Annotated in this window: 14 protein-coding genes; 3 read left to right on the top strand and 11 right to left on the bottom strand. The window is 67.4% G+C overall.

What is annotated here, in order from left to right; all coding sequences use genetic code 11:
- The first annotated feature begins 68 nt into the window (after positions 1-68).
- Positions 69-2,003, top strand: a complete 1,935-nt coding sequence (locus P2G62_RS05780; protein ID WP_275733930.1) for a lytic transglycosylase domain-containing protein — start codon at positions 69-71, stop codon at positions 2,001-2,003.
- Here the strand turns inward: P2G62_RS05780 and P2G62_RS05775 are convergent.
- Positions 2,000-2,869 carry a DMT family transporter gene (locus P2G62_RS05775; RefSeq protein WP_275733929.1) on the bottom strand — a complete coding sequence of 290 codons (870 nt, stop codon included), beginning with the start codon at positions 2,867-2,869 and terminating at the stop codon, positions 2,000-2,002. The genes P2G62_RS05780 and P2G62_RS05775 overlap by 4 nt on opposite strands.
- The gene (gene mnmD / locus P2G62_RS05770) at positions 2,866-3,534 is read right to left on the bottom strand and encodes a tRNA (5-methylaminomethyl-2-thiouridine)(34)-methyltransferase MnmD (protein WP_275733928.1); all 669 of its coding nucleotides are present in this window, start codon (positions 3,532-3,534) and stop codon (positions 2,866-2,868) included. The genes P2G62_RS05775 and mnmD overlap by 4 nt, the downstream gene beginning before the upstream one ends.
- Positions 3,535-3,592: 58 nt before the next feature.
- On the opposite strand from mnmD, the gene P2G62_RS05765 reads away from it, so the two are divergent.
- Positions 3,593-4,648, top strand: a complete 1,056-nt coding sequence (locus tag P2G62_RS05765; protein ID WP_275733927.1) for an FAD-binding oxidoreductase — start codon at positions 3,593-3,595, stop codon at positions 4,646-4,648.
- 151 nt (positions 4,649-4,799) lie between these two features.
- Here the strand turns inward: P2G62_RS05765 and P2G62_RS05760 are convergent, their stop codons facing one another.
- The 9 genes from P2G62_RS05760 to P2G62_RS05720 all read right to left on the bottom strand — a co-directional run bounded on the left by P2G62_RS05760 (position 4,800) and on the right by P2G62_RS05720 (position 12,180).
- Positions 4,800-5,243, bottom strand: coding sequence for a molybdenum cofactor biosynthesis protein MoaE (locus tag P2G62_RS05760; protein ID WP_275733926.1), 444 nt, complete (start codon positions 5,241-5,243; stop codon positions 4,800-4,802).
- 1 nt (position 5,244) lies between these two features.
- Positions 5,245-5,493, bottom strand: a complete 249-nt coding sequence (gene moaD / locus P2G62_RS05755; protein ID WP_275733925.1) for a molybdopterin converting factor subunit 1 — start codon at positions 5,491-5,493, stop codon at positions 5,245-5,247.
- Positions 5,486-6,115 (bottom strand): CDP-diacylglycerol--glycerol-3-phosphate 3-phosphatidyltransferase, encoded by a 630-nt coding sequence (gene pgsA / locus P2G62_RS05750; RefSeq protein ID WP_275733924.1) that lies wholly within the window; start codon positions 6,113-6,115, stop codon positions 5,486-5,488. Before pgsA ends, moaD begins: the two co-directional genes overlap by 8 nt.
- A 44-nt stretch (positions 6,116-6,159) precedes the next feature.
- Entirely contained in the window at positions 6,160-7,218 is a 1,059-nt protein-coding gene (locus tag P2G62_RS05745; protein WP_275733923.1) for a lysine-2,3-aminomutase-like protein, read from the bottom strand.
- Between the two features lie 32 nt (positions 7,219-7,250).
- The gene (uvrC, locus tag P2G62_RS05740; protein ID WP_275733922.1) at positions 7,251-9,146 is read right to left on the bottom strand and encodes an excinuclease ABC subunit UvrC; all 1,896 of its coding nucleotides are present in this window, start codon (positions 9,144-9,146) and stop codon (positions 7,251-7,253) included.
- Positions 9,147-9,453: 307 nt separating this feature from the next.
- Positions 9,454-10,230 (bottom strand): SDR family oxidoreductase, encoded by a 777-nt coding sequence (locus tag P2G62_RS05735; protein ID WP_275733921.1) that lies wholly within the window; start codon positions 10,228-10,230, stop codon positions 9,454-9,456.
- Positions 10,231-10,233: 3 nt separating this feature from the next.
- Positions 10,234-11,187: a calcium/sodium antiporter gene (locus P2G62_RS05730; RefSeq protein WP_275733920.1), complete on the bottom strand. Its 954-nt coding sequence runs from the start codon at positions 11,185-11,187 to the stop codon at positions 10,234-10,236.
- Positions 11,188-11,367: a hypothetical protein gene (locus tag P2G62_RS05725; protein ID WP_275733919.1), complete on the bottom strand. Its 180-nt coding sequence runs from the start codon at positions 11,365-11,367 to the stop codon at positions 11,188-11,190.
- A gap of 3 nt (positions 11,368-11,370) precedes the next feature.
- Entirely contained in the window at positions 11,371-12,180 is an 810-nt protein-coding gene (locus P2G62_RS05720; protein ID WP_275733918.1) for a S49 family peptidase, read from the bottom strand.
- A gap of 156 nt (positions 12,181-12,336) precedes the next feature.
- On the opposite strand from P2G62_RS05720, the gene P2G62_RS05715 reads away from it, so the two are divergent.
- On the top strand, positions 12,337-13,206 hold the full coding sequence (locus P2G62_RS05715) for a LysR family transcriptional regulator (RefSeq protein WP_275733917.1): 870 nt from the start codon (positions 12,337-12,339) through the stop codon (positions 13,204-13,206).
- The last annotated feature ends 26 nt before the right edge of the window (positions 13,207-13,232 follow it).

Below are 13,232 nucleotides of genomic sequence, written 5' to 3'. Positions count from 1 at the left end.
GCTTGCCAACTTGTGAATTGCACGCGGGGGCGTGAGCGGGCAGGAAGGGGAAAACAGCGAGCAGAGCGATGATCCGACCCTTGTCCCGTGCGGCCCTTCTGGTCGCCTGTCTTTCCCTTGCGCCCCTGACTGCGCGTGCCGATGACGCACCCGCATTTGCCGCCGCGATGCAGGCGGTGGCGCGCCAGGATTGGGTAGGGGCCGAGGCGCAGGCGCGTTTGGCCGGGCCGCTGGCCTTCGATATCGTCGAATGGCACCGGCTGCGCGCGGGCGAGGGGGAGTTTGCAGCCTATGCCGATTTCGCCACCCGTCGTGCCGACTGGCCGGGGATGGAGCTGTTGCACCGCAAGGGCGAGGCCGCGCTGGAGGGCGTGGCGCCCGCGCAGGTCGTGGCCTATTTCGGCGCCACCGCGCCGCAGACCGGCGAGGGCGCGCTGGCGCTTGTGGCGGCGTTGCAGGCCCTGGGGCGCGACACCGAGGCGGCATCGGTCGCGCAGACCGCCTGGCGCGGGTTGAAGCTCAGCCCCGAGGAACACGCGGCCTTTCGCGCCCGCCATGCCGATCTGATCGGGCCGCATCACGGCGGGCGGATGCAGGCCATGCTGGATCGTGGCGCGCTGGATCAGGCGCGGGTGATGCTGGATCTGGTGACGCCGGGCACGCGGGCGGTGGCGGCGGCGCGGATCGCGCTGCAGGCGCGCGAGACCGGTGTCGATGCGCTGGTCGAGGCGGTGCCGGAACGGATGCTCGGATCGGCTGGGCTGGCGCTGGACCGGGCGACCTGGCGTTGGCGCAACGATCTGGAAGCAGGCGCGGCCGAGATCATGCTGGACCGTTCGGATACCGCCGAAAACCTTGGCGACCCCGCGCAATGGGCCGGGCTGCGCGCCAATCTGGCGCGCTGGTTCCTGCGCGATGGCAACCCGCAGCTGGCCTACAAACTGGCGGCGCGGCACCGGCTGGCGGCCGAGGGCGGCGATTTCGCCGATCTGGAATGGGTCGCGGGCTATGCCGCGCTGAAACTGGGCGACGCGCCGACCGCGCTGCGCCATTTCCAGGCGCTCGGCGCTGCCGTGCAAAGCCCGATCAGCACTTCGCGCGCGGCTTATTGGCAGGGCCGCGCGCTGGAGGCGATGGGCAAGAGCGCCGAGGCCCGCGCCGCCTATGCCGAAGGGGCGCGGTTCCAGACGGCGTTCTATGGTCTGTTGGCGGCGGAACGTGCGGGCCTGCCGCCCGACCCCGCCTTCACCACGCCCAAACCGTTGCCCGACTGGCAAGGCGCCCCCTTTACCCGTCATTCGGTGTTTCAGGCCGCGCAGCTGTTGCACGCGGCGGGGCAGGATGCGCTGGCCGGGCGCTTCCTGCTGCATCTGGAAGAAAGCCTGCCCGCCGAGCAGATCGCGCCGCTTGCCCGACTTGCGCTGGACTGGGGCGATGCGCATCTGGCGCTGAGCCTGGGCAAACGCGCGGCGGGCAATGGCGAGGTTCTGGTGACCGCCTATTACCCGATCCCGGAACTGACCACCCACGATCTGGGTGTTCCCGAGGAACTGGCCCTGTCGATCGCCCGGCGCGAAAGCGAATTCGACCCGACGGTGGTCAGTCCTGTCGGCGCGCGCGGGTTGATGCAGCTGATGCCGGGCACCGCCAAGATGATGGCCGAAAAGACCGGACTGCCCTATGATCTGGCGCGGCTGACGTCGGACCCGACCTATAACATGCAGCTGGGCAGCGCCTATCTGGGGGTGCTGCGCGATGAATTCGGCGCCTCGCCGGTGCTGGTCGCGGCGGGCTATAACGCGGGGCCGGGGCGGCCGCGTGCCTGGATGGCCGAACGGGGCGATCCGCGCGCGGCTTCGGTCGATGTGGTCGACTGGATCGAGATGATCCCGTTTTCCGAAACCCGCAACTATGTGATGCGGGTGGCTGAAAGCCTGCCGGTCTATCGCGCCCGTCTGGGCCTGCCGGCCAAGCGCTTCACCGACGAATTGCGCGGGCGCTAGGCGGCGGCCTTGCGCGCCCGCCAAAGGGTGAACAGCCCGGCCGAGGCGACGATGGCGGCACCTGCCACCACATTGGGGCGCAGAGTGTCGCCAAACACGCTCATCCCCAGGGCCGCGCCCCAGACCAGTTGCAGATAGGCGAAGGGCTGCAGCGCCGAGGCCTCGGCCACCTCGTAGGCGCGGATCAGCAGGCCGTGGCCCGCAACGGCGGTCAGGCACAGCAACGCCATCCAGCCCCAGTCCGGCGCGCTCATCGGTTGCCAGAACCACATGCCAACGAGGGTCGCGAAGATCGCGCCGACAATGCCGGTCCAGAAGAAGGAAACCTCGCCCGCGTCCTGCCGCGCCACATATCGGGTCAGCAGGCCATAGACCGCGAACATCGCCGCCGCCGCCAGCGGGATCGCCGCGGTCAGGCTGAACATGCCGCCGCCCGGTTGCAGGATCACCAGAACCCCCAGAAAGCCGATGCCGATCGCGACCCAGCGGCGCCAGCCCACCCGCTCGCCCAGGATCGGGCCGGACAGGGCCGCGACCAGTAGCGGATAGCAGATGAAAACGGCATGCGTGTCGATCAGACCCAGATGCACGAAGGCAAAGATCATCACATAGATCTCGGCCACCAGCAGCAACGCGCGCAGGCTTTGCAGCCAGGGGTGATGGGCGCGCAGCGCCACGCCCAGCCCTCCGGGCCGCCGCATCACCATGGCAATCACGAACAGCGCAAAGAACCAGTAGCGCACCATCACCACCATATAGGTGTTGTATTGTGCCGCCAGATGCCGCGAGATGCCGTCTTGCAGCGCGAAGATGATCGTCGTGACCACCATCATCACGATGCCCGCGCGCAGATCCTGCGTTCTCATGCCTTGACCCCGTGGCTCATATGGCGCTTGTGGCCATGGCCCGGAGCGCGGGTCACCGCAAACCCCGCCGCCGCCAGATTGCGCCGCACGAAGCCCGCCGCGGTATAGGTGGCGAAGGTGCCGCCCGGTGCCGTATGGGCGCCCACTGCCGCCATCAGATCGGACCCCCAGAGTTCGGGGTTCTTGGCGGGGGAAAACCCGTCCAGATACCAGGCATCGGCGCACCCGTCCCATGCGGGCAGGGTTTCGCGGGCGTCCCCGATCACGATGTCCACATCAATGGGGCCCAGCTGGAACTTCCGGTCGCCGCGCGCCCAGGCGGCCAGAAACGGCGCGGCCACGGCCTCGGCCTCGGGGAAGGTGGCCAGTGCGCGGGCGATTTCCGCCGCGCTCATCGGGTAGGCCTCGAACGAAGTGTAACGGATCGGCGTGTCGCCGCAGGCGATCAGGGTTGCCAGCAGATTGAGCCCGGTGCCGAAGCCCAGTTCGGCGATCTGAAATCCGGGGCGCAGCCGCGCGGGCAGATCATTGCCTGCCAGAAACACATGTCGCGTTTCATCAAGCCCGTTGGCCAGACTGAAATAGGGGTCGTCGAACCGGGTCGAGACGGGGATCGCATCGTCACGCCATTCAAGGGCGGCTTGGCTCTGGTCAGGAAGGGACATCGGGGGTAGGCCTTGGCACCAATGGGGCAGGGCCGGACAGTGGCGAAAGGGGCGCGCGATGACAAGGGCAGAAAGCGGCGATCGGGTGACGGTGCGCGGCGCGGGGGTCTTCGGTCTGGCCTGTGCATTCACGCTGGCCCGGCGCGGCGCCCGGGTGCGACTGATCGAGACGGCGCGGATCGGCGCGGGATCGTCGGGTGGCACGGTCGGCGCGCTGGCCCCGCATGTGCCCGAACAATGGAATCCGAAAAAACAGTTTCAACTCGACAGCCTGCTGATGGCGCAGGCGTTTTGGGACGATGTGCGCGCCATCGGCGGGCGCGATCCGGGTTATGCCAGGGTGGGGCGGATCCAGCCGCTGGCCGATGAGACCGCCGTCGCGCTGGCGCAGGCGCGCGCGGCAGGGGCCGCACTGCACTGGGGCGATGCGGCGGTCTGGCGTGTGGCCCCGGTGGCCGCGTTTGGCCCGCTTGCCCCACTCTCGCCCACCGGGCTGGTGGTGCATGACACCTTGTCGGCACGCGCCGCCCCGCGTGCCGCGGGCGCGGCACTGGCCGCCGCCCTGACCGCCCTGGGCGGTGAAATCGTTCTGGGCGAGGGCGCAGAGGTCGGCCCGGTGATCCACGCCACTGGCGCCCCCGGTCTGGCCGCGCTGTCGGCGGCATTGGGCAAGCCGGTCGGCAATGGCGTCAAGGGCCAGTCGGCGCTGCTGCGCCATGACGCGGGACCGGCGCCGCAGGTCTATGCCGAAGGGCTGCATATCGTGCCCCATGCCGATGGCACGGTGGCGATCGGCTCGACGTCAGAGCGAGACTATGACGCCCCCGATACCGTGGATGCGCAACTCGACGCGCTGATCGACAAAGCGCGGCGGATCTGCCCGGTGCTGGCGGAAGCGGAAGTGGTGGATCGCTGGGCCGGGGTGCGCCCGCGGGCGAAATCCCGCGCGCCGATGCTAGGCGCCTGGCCCGGGCGGGCGGGCCATTTCATTGCCAATGGCGGGTTCAAGATCGGCTTCGGCATGGCGCCCAAGGTGGCCGAGGTGATGGCCGATCTGGTGCTGGAGGGGCGCGACGCGATCCCGGATGGCTTCCGGGTCGAGGATAATCTTTGACAGAAGGGGGCTCTGCCCCCGCGCGCAGGCGCGCTCCCCCGGGATATTTATGCCAAGCTGAAAGGGGAAACCGGGCGCTGTTTCAGCTTGGCATAAATATCCCGGGGGTGAATTGGCAAAGCCAAGAGGGGGCAGCGCCCCCCTTGCGCGCTTACCAGCGGCGCAGCGCGTCCTCGTCGGCGTCCTTGGCGGCGACCCAGGCGGTCTCGCCGCTTGCGGAATGCTCTTTCTTCCAGAACGGGGCGCGGGATTTCAGGTAATCCATCAGGAATTCCGCCGCCTCGAAGGCCGCGACCCGGTGGCGGGCGGCGGTGGCGACCATCATGATCGGCGCGCCCACCGCGATCTTGCCGATGCGGTGGATCACCAGACAATCGCCTAGCGACCAGCGCGTGACGGCCTCGTCCACGATCTTTGCAATCGCGCGTTCGGTCATGGCGGGGTAGTGCTCCAGCTCCAGCGCGGTCATCTGGCCGCTGTCGTCGCGCACAATACCCGTGAAGCTGACGATGGCGCCGACATCGGCGCGGCCCTGTCCGAAGCCCGCCATCTCGGCGGCGAAATCAAATGGGGCCTCTTGCACCGAGATCCGCATCTCAGCCCCCGGTCATCGGCGGGAAGAAGGCCACCTCGCGCACGCCCCCAAGCGGCGCGTCGAAATCGGACAGCTCCTGATCGAGCGCCACGCGCAGGGCCGAGGTATCGGCGAAGGCCGCGGCATAGCGCGGATCGCGGGCGCAAAGTTCGGCGACGAGATCGGCCACCGTCGCGGCATCTGTCTGCAGGGTTTCGCGTGCCAGCCCGATGCGTTCGCGGACCCAGGCGAAGTAGACGATATCAACCACGGGGCGTATCCTTCAGAAAGGGCAGGGCCTTGCGGAAATAATCCCAGCCGGTTGCCGCGGTCAGCGCGGCGGCGATCCAGATCAGCGCCAGCCCTGCGTGATTGGCCAGATCGGCGGGCGACACGCCGGTGGGCAGATCGCCCTCTCCCGCGCGCGGGGCGCGGCCCTGCTCCAGATAGGCAAGCCCGGTGCCCAGAAACAGCATCGCGATGGCCACCATCTGCGCGGTGGTCTTCCATTTCGCCAGCTTGGTGACCTTCAGCAGCCCCGCCTGCGCGCCCAGAAATTCGCGCAGCCCCGACACGAAGACTTCGCGGAACAGGATCACGGTCGCCGGCAGGATCAGCCAGGGGTTCATCCCCGAATAGCCGGTCAGCACCACCAGCGCGATCACCACCATCGCCTTGTCGGCAATCGGGTCGAGCATGGCGCCGAACTTGCTTTCCTGCTTCCACAGCCGCGCCAGATAGCCGTCGAACCAGTCGGTCACCGCGGCGGTGATGAACAGCGCCAGCGCGAACCAGTCCGCCCAGGGGCGGTGGAAATACAGAAACATCACCGCCACACCGGGGGCGGCGATCAGACGCAGAACCGTCAGGATATTGGGCAGGGTCCATTTCATGCGCGCACCCTAACGGGGCCGTGGCCCAAGGGGAAGGGGGCGCGTTAGCGCAGCGGGTCGGTGTAGTCGTGCACGCCGCCCTGCCAGTCGGTCACTCGCCACCGCCCCCGGGCCGTGCCGGGGGTGAAGTGATCGGCCGTGATCGGCACCTTGCCAAACCCGCCCGGGATGTCGAGCACATAGGTCGGCAGCGCAGTGCCCGACAGATGGCCGCGCAGCGCGGCCATCAATGCGCGTCCCTCGGCAATCGTGGTGCGGAAATGGCTGGTGCCGCGCGCAAGATCGCAGTGGTGCAGGTAATAGGGTTTGACCCGCACCGCCAGCAGGGCGCGGAACAGATCGCTCAGTGCGGCCACGCTGTCATTCACTCCGCGCAGCAGCACCGATTGGGACAAAAGCGGCACGCCCGCCTGCGCCAGTCGCGCGAGCGCGGCGCGGGCCTCGGGCACCAGTTCCTGCGCGTGATTGGTATGCACCACCAGCCAGACGGTCGGTCGCGCGGCGGCCAGCGTGTCCACCAGCGCGGGTGTGATGCGTTCGGGGGCCACCACCGGCACCCGGCTGTGCAGACGCACCAGCGCGACGTGATCCATTGTGCCAAGCCGCGCCAGCACATCGCCCAGCCGCCGGGCCGACAGGGTCAGCGGGTCGCCGCCGGTCAGGATCACCTCGCGGATCGCGGGGGTTGCGGCGATATAGTCCAGCGCGCGCGCCAGATCGGGGGCGGGCAGCGGGCCGGTCTCGCCCACGGTTTCACGCCGGAAGCAGAAGCGGCAATAGACATCGCAGGTCTTGGTGATGTGCACGATGACCCGGTCGGGGTAGCGATGCGTCAGCCCGGGCACCGGGGAATGGGCGGCATCGCCGATCGGATCGAGCAATTCCTCGGGGCGGGTGGTCAGCTCGGCCACGTCGGGCACGAATTGCGCGGCCACCGGATCGCCGGGCGTGGCAATCGCATCCTGCATCGCCGGGGTCACGCGGATGCGGAATTCGGCCGCAACCCGGTCGAGCGCGGGCAGATCGGCGGCGCGCACCAGATCGTGGCGCAAAAGATCTGCGGTCTGCGTCAGGGCACGAGAGGGAAGCGATACATCGGTCATGCGCCGCGCGCTACGCCGCCCCGGCCCGCGCGTCAAGTTTTGTCGTTGAAGAAGTTCCAGATCGTTTCGGCCATCGCCTGGCTGATGCCCGGCGCTTCGGTCAGATCGGTGATGCCCGCCCGGCTGACCGCTTTGGCCGAGCCGAAATGCGCCAGCAGCGCGCGTTTGCGGGTTGCGCCGATGCCGGGGATTTCATCCAGCGGGTTGGCCATGGTGGCCTTGGCGCGTTTGGCGCGATGCGCGCCGATCGCCCAGCGGTGGGCCTCGTCGCGCAGGCGCTGGATGTAATACAGAACCGGGTCCTGCCGCTGCAGCGCGAAGGGGCGCGCACCGATGCGGTGGAATTCCTCTTTGCCGTGGTCGCGGTCGATGCCCTTGGCCACGCCCACCATCGGAATGTCGCTGACGCCCATCTGGGCCATGATTTCCGCCACCGCCGAAACCTGCCCCGCGCCACCGTCGATCAGCAGCAGGTCGGGCCAATGCTCGCCCTTGCGATCCGGGTCTTCCTTGATCAACCGTCCGAAACGCCGGGTCATCACCTCTTTCATCATGCCGAAATCGTCGCCCGGGGTCAGATCCTCGCCCTTGATGTTCCATTTGCGATACTGGCTTTTGATCAGCCCTTCGGGGCCAGCCACGACCATGCCGCCGACCGCGTGGGCACCCTGGATATGCGAGTTGTCGTAGATCTCGATCCGCCGGGGCGGGGCAGGCAGTCCGAAGGCCTGCGCCACGCCTTCCAGCAGCCGGGCCTGCGCTGCGGATTCCGACATTCGCCGCCCAAGGCTTTCACGCGCATTGCGCAGCGCGTTTTCCACCAGTTCGGCCTTTTCGCCCCGCTGCGGCACGGCGATCTCGACCCGCCGCCCGGCGCGGGCCGACAGCAGATCGACCATCAGATCCTCGTCCTCGATCGGGTGGCTCAGCAGCAGCAGGCGCGGTGGTTCCTTGGCATCGTAGAACTGCGCCAGAAACGCCTCCAGCACCTCGGGCGCCTCGGCCCCCGATCCGGTGCGGGGATAGAAATCGTGGTTGCCCCAGCTTTGATGCGCGCGGATGAAGAACACCTGCACGCAGGCCTGCCCGCCTTCCATATGCAGCGCGATCACATCCGCCTCGGCCACGCCGCGCGGGTTGATGCCCTGGCTTTGCTGCACATTGGTCAGCGCGCCGATCCTGTCGCGCAGGGCGGTGGCGCGTTCATATTCCATCGCCTCGGAGGCGGCCATCATCTCGGCGGCGAGTTCCTTCTGGATGGCGGTCGACTTGCCTTCCAGAAACCGCTGAGCATCCTCGACCGTGCGGGCATAGTCCGCCTCGGAGATCCGGCCCACGCAGGGGGCCGAGCAGCGCTTGATCTGGAATTGCAGGCAGGGCCGGGTGCGCGCGGCAAAGACCGCGTCCGAGCAGTTGCGCAGCTGGAACACCCGTTCCAGATGGTTCAGCGTGCGGTTGACCGCACTGGCCGAGGCGAAGGGTCCGAAATAGGCGCCCTTCACGGTGCGCGCCCCGCGATGTTTGCGGATCATCGGGAACGGGTGGTCCTGCGGGATGACGATATAGGGGAAGCTTTTGTCGTCGCGCAGCAGCACGTTGTAGCGCGGCTTCAACTGCTTGATGAGGTTCTGTTCCAGCAGCAGCGCCTCGGTCTCGGTCCGGGTCGTCAGAAACATCATGTAGGACGTTTCCGCGATCATCCGCGCGATCCGCCCCGAATGCCCCGAGGGGCGCGCATAGTTCGACACCCGCGCCTTCAGATTGCGCGCCTTGCCGACATACAGCACCTCTTGGGCGGCATTCAGCATCCGGTAGACGCCGGGCGAGCCGTCAAGCCGGGTGACGTAATCCGCGATCAGCGCATGGCCTTTCAGCCGCGGCGGGGGGCCGGGCTCTGGCGTGTCGGACGGGGAGGGCGCGTCAGTCATCTTTACCTTTTGTTAACGCTTCGATTCCCGGTGGCGCTGCAACGTCGGAAGGGCGAGTTCAAGTGTAAACCTGTCCACGGTTTCTGTGGATAACTCTGTTGGAAAGATTTGGGCAGAGCGGATTTTTCCTTGTTTTGCGCCGGGTTTGTTGATGTGCCTGTTTTTTGAGCAAAATTATAACACGCTGCAAATAAACGATAATTTTTTACACCCGTGGCAACCCACTGATTCAATTAAGGAAATCGTAACACTTTTGTTACGCCGTGCTGCAGCGTGGACAACTTGTCGCTGGGTCACCTGCCCGGCGCTATTCACGGCCCTGAACATCGGGGGTTTTCCAGCCCAGATGCTGGCCGCCATCGACGCACAGCAATTGGCCGGTGACTGCGGGGGCGTCCAGAAAATACCCCAGTGCGGCACAGACATCGGCGGGGTCCGCCCCGCGCTCCAGCACGGTCGCGGCGCGTTGCCGGGCGAAGGCTTCTGCGGTTTGATGCGTGCCTTGCAGGGTCGGCCCGGGGCCGATCGCGTTGACGCGGATGTCAGGCGCCAGCGCCTGCGCGGCGGTGCGGGTCAGGGCCCAAAGCCCCATCTTGGCCAGGGTGTAGGACATGAATTCGGGCGTCAGCTTGTGAACGCGCTGGTCGATCATGTTCACGACCAGCCCCCGCGCGCGCGGCTCGGGGCCGGTGCGATCGGCGGGCGGCACCTGTGCGGCAAAGTCCTGCGTCAGCACGAAAGGGGCGCGCAGGTTCGATTCGAAATGCCGGTCCCAGCTGATGCGGGTGGCGGTGCGGATGGTGTCATATTCGAAGATCGAGGCGTTGTTGACCAGCACATCCAGCGGCCCCCCCAGGGCATCCGTCGCGCGGTCGATCAGGGTGGCGGTCTGCGCCTCGTCCAGCAGGTCGGCAGCCAGGGGCACGGCCCGCACGCCCAGGGCACGCGCGTCGGCTGCGGTCGCCTCGGCGGCCTCTGCCGAACCGTGGTAGTGGATTGCGACGTCATATCCGCGCCCGGCCAGATAGAGCGTCATTGCGCGCCCAAGCCGTTTTGCCGCCCCGGTGATTAGTGCCCGTGCCATCGTTCACACCTTGTCCGCCGTCACCAGAACGATGACATAGGCTACATAGATGCCGGTGAAACCGATGCCGATCAACCGCCGGAACGACCAGCGATAGAAGATGAAGGGCGCGATCAGCAGTGCCGCCCCCAGCATCACCCAAAGGTCGAGATGCAGCATCGAGGCGGGCACCGGCATCCGTCCGAACAGGCCGGCCACGCCGATGATGCACAGCAGGTTGAAGATGTTCGACCCGATCACGTTGCCCAGGGCCACATCCGCCCGCCCCTTGATCGCGGCCGTGATCGAGGTTGCAAGTTCTGGCAACGAGGTGCCAACCGCAACCAGCGTCAGCCCGATTACCGCCTCGGAAATCCCGTAGGCGCGGGCGATCGAACTGGCGCCGTCGACCAGAAAATTCGCGCCCAGCGGCAGGCCGATCAGGCCAGCCAGGATATAAGCCCCGATCCGCGGCCAACCCATGTGCAGGTCGGCGCCCTCGATCTCTTCTCCGGCGCGTTCGGCGCGATGGGCCAGGGCCTCGCGGATCTGCCGCGTCAGGATCAGCGCCAGCGCGGCCAGCAGCACCAGCGCATGCGGCCAGCCGATCGGTCCCATGAAGCTCAGCAAGATGAACAGCACACTTGCACCGAGCATGATGAGATAGCTTTCGCGCAGATCCTGCTCGTCAGTGCGGATGACCGAGATGATGGCGGGGATGCCCAGCACCAGCAGGATATTGGCGGTGTTCGACCCGATCACATTGCCCAGTGCAATGTCAGGCGTTCCGTTCAGAACGGCGGCGACCGACACCATCATTTCGGGCGCCGAGGTGCCGAAGGCCACCACCGTCAGCCCGACGATCAGCGCCGGGATGCCCAGCCGCAGCGACAGGTTGACCGCACCCTTGACCAGCAGGTCACCGGCAATCACCAGCAGGCCAAGACCGGCCGCGATCAGAAACAGATCCCAGAGCACCTATGCCCCCTTGTTCTTGCAGGGGCAGGGCCCCGATCCGATTTTCGGGCGTCCGCAGCTGGGGCAGCGTCCCGCCACGCGCCGGGCGCCGGGGCGCTTGAGTCCGGGCAGGCGCAGCTTGCCGAAGATCGCCAGCACCGCCATCACTACCAGAAACAGGGTCATTCCCTTGATCAGCATGGGTTACAGCCCGAAACGCGCCCAAAGCGCGCGTTCCTCTGCCGCCTCGATCACCGCACCGGCCGCGTCGGCGCCAAAGCGGCGCAGCCACGGCTGCCGCAGGCCGTAAGGGATGAAGCGCACCTTGTCGCCATAAAGCGATTTGAGCTTTGGCACCGCATGCGCCACGCCGTCGATCAGCCCGATCTCCACCGCCTGCCTGCCGGTCCAGACATCTCCGGTGAACAGATCGGCCTCGCCGTTCAGCCGCGCACCACGCCGGGCGACGACATGGGACTTGAAGGCCAGATGCATGTCTTCCAGCAGCCGGGTCAGCCGGGCCACATCGTCGGGCTTTTCCGGGCGGAACGGGTCCATGAAGCTTTTCGCCCCGCCGGCGGTATGCACGCGCCGTTCGACCCCGTATTTGTCGATCAGGCCCTGCAGCCCGAAGCCCGCCGAGATCACCCCGATCGAGCCCACGATCGAGGTTGCGTCGGCCCAGATGTCATCGGCGGCACAGGCCAGCCAATAGCCCCCGGAGGCGGCCACGTCCTCGACAAAGGCATGCACGGGCAGACCGGTTTCCTCGGCCAGCCGCCGGATACGCGCGGCGATCAGCGAGCTTTGCACCGGAGAGCCGCCGGGCGAATTGACGACCAGCGCCACGGCGCAGGGTTTGCCGCGTTTGAAGGCGCGCTCGATCAGGGGCCCGAGCGCGGCATCCGACAGGCCCTGTGCGCCCGGACGGGTGGCGCCGATCGCACCTTGCAGCCGGATCACGGCCACGCGCGGGGCCTTGCGGCCAAAGGGAAGGAGGCGATTGAAATCCATGGCTCCGATGTAGGGGGTCCGTTGCAGGGGAACAAGCCGCAGCCGGGGGCTTTGTCGGATTTGAGCGGGGTTTTTCGGAAGAGCGTGGAAATTGAGTATTTTTGCCAAGAAGAAGCAGCACTGGCGCGCGCAATTCGGGCGCGTTAGCGTGGGGCCATGATCGAGAAGCTCGAGATGTTCATGGTTCTGGCGCGCGAGGGGCATTTCGGCCGCGCGGCGGTGGCCTATGGTGTGACCCAGCCGACGCTGAGCTCCGCGATCCGGTCGCTAGAGGAAAGCCTGGGCGTGCAGCTGGTGTTTCGCGGCGCGCGGTATCAGGGGCTGACGCCCGAGGGGCAGCAGGTGCTGGATCATGCCCGCCGGATCGTCGGCGAGGCGCGCGCGCTGCAAGACGAGATGCGGCAGGCGCGCCACGGTGTTGCGGGGCATCTGCGCATCGGTGTGATCCCGACTGCGCTGCCGCGGGTGGCGCGGCTGACGGCGCCCTATCTGGCGCGCAACCGGGCGGCGCGGGTGACGGTGCTGTCACGCTCGTCTGCCGAGATCCGCGATGGGATCGCAGCGCAGGAACTGGATGCGGGCATCACCTATCTGGACGGGGCCGGGTTGGGCCGGGTCGATGAGGTCGGGCTGTGGACTGAACGCTATCGTCTGGTCGAGCGTGGCAGCGATGACGCGCCGCTGACCTGGGCCGAGGCGGCGGCGCGCCCGCTGTGCCTGCTGACGCCGGACATGCAGAACCGCCATCTGATCAACGCGCATCTGGCCGAGGCGGGCGCACAGGTCGCGCCGCGGGTGGAGTCGAATTCGACCATCGCGCTGCTTAGCCATGTGGCCACGGGGGATTGGGCCGCCATTCTGGCCGAGGCGCTGTGCGAAGGGTTCGCATTGCCGCCGGGGTGCGTCGCGCGGCCGCTGACTTCGCCGGATGCGCAGCATCGCGTCGGGCTGATCGTGGCGCATCGTCCGACCCATACGCCGAGCCTGCGCGCGTTGATTTCCGAGGCGCGCAGGGTGGCGGATTGATAGGGGTAACCTATCAGGCAACGGTC

This window comes from Paenirhodobacter sp. CAU 1674 (assembly GCF_029222945.1).
Lineage (GTDB): Bacteria > Pseudomonadota > Alphaproteobacteria > Rhodobacterales > Rhodobacteraceae > Rhodobacter.
Note: the sequence above shows the minus strand (reverse complement) of the source record. Positions and strands in the feature narration are given on the sequence as shown.

Coding starts and splice junctions, on each gene's coding strand:
- P2G62_RS05720 (WP_275733918.1), bottom strand. CDS start 12,180: ATGGATTTCAATCGCCTCCTTCCCTTTGGCCGCAAGGCCCCGCGCGTG.
- P2G62_RS05765 (WP_275733927.1), top strand. CDS start 3,593: ATGACAAGGGCAGAAAGCGGCGATCGGGTGACGGTGCGCGGCGCGGGG.
- mnmD (WP_275733928.1), bottom strand. CDS start 3,534: ATGTCCCTTCCTGACCAGAGCCAAGCCGCCCTTGAATGGCGTGACGAT.
- uvrC (WP_275733922.1), bottom strand. CDS start 9,146: ATGACTGACGCGCCCTCCCCGTCCGACACGCCAGAGCCCGGCCCCCCG.
- P2G62_RS05725 (WP_275733919.1), bottom strand. CDS start 11,367: ATGCTGATCAAGGGAATGACCCTGTTTCTGGTAGTGATGGCGGTGCTG.
- P2G62_RS05715 (WP_275733917.1), top strand. CDS start 12,337: ATGATCGAGAAGCTCGAGATGTTCATGGTTCTGGCGCGCGAGGGGCAT.
- P2G62_RS05775 (WP_275733929.1), bottom strand. CDS start 2,869: ATGAGAACGCAGGATCTGCGCGCGGGCATCGTGATGATGGTGGTCACG.
- P2G62_RS05760 (WP_275733926.1), bottom strand. CDS start 5,243: ATGCGGATCTCGGTGCAAGAGGCCCCATTTGATTTCGCCGCCGAGATG.
- P2G62_RS05735 (WP_275733921.1), bottom strand. CDS start 10,230: ATGGCACGGGCACTAATCACCGGGGCGGCAAAACGGCTTGGGCGCGCA.
- P2G62_RS05780 (WP_275733930.1), top strand. CDS start 69: ATGATCCGACCCTTGTCCCGTGCGGCCCTTCTGGTCGCCTGTCTTTCC.
- pgsA (WP_275733924.1), bottom strand. CDS start 6,115: ATGAAATGGACCCTGCCCAATATCCTGACGGTTCTGCGTCTGATCGCC.
- P2G62_RS05745 (WP_275733923.1), bottom strand. CDS start 7,218: ATGACCGATGTATCGCTTCCCTCTCGTGCCCTGACGCAGACCGCAGAT.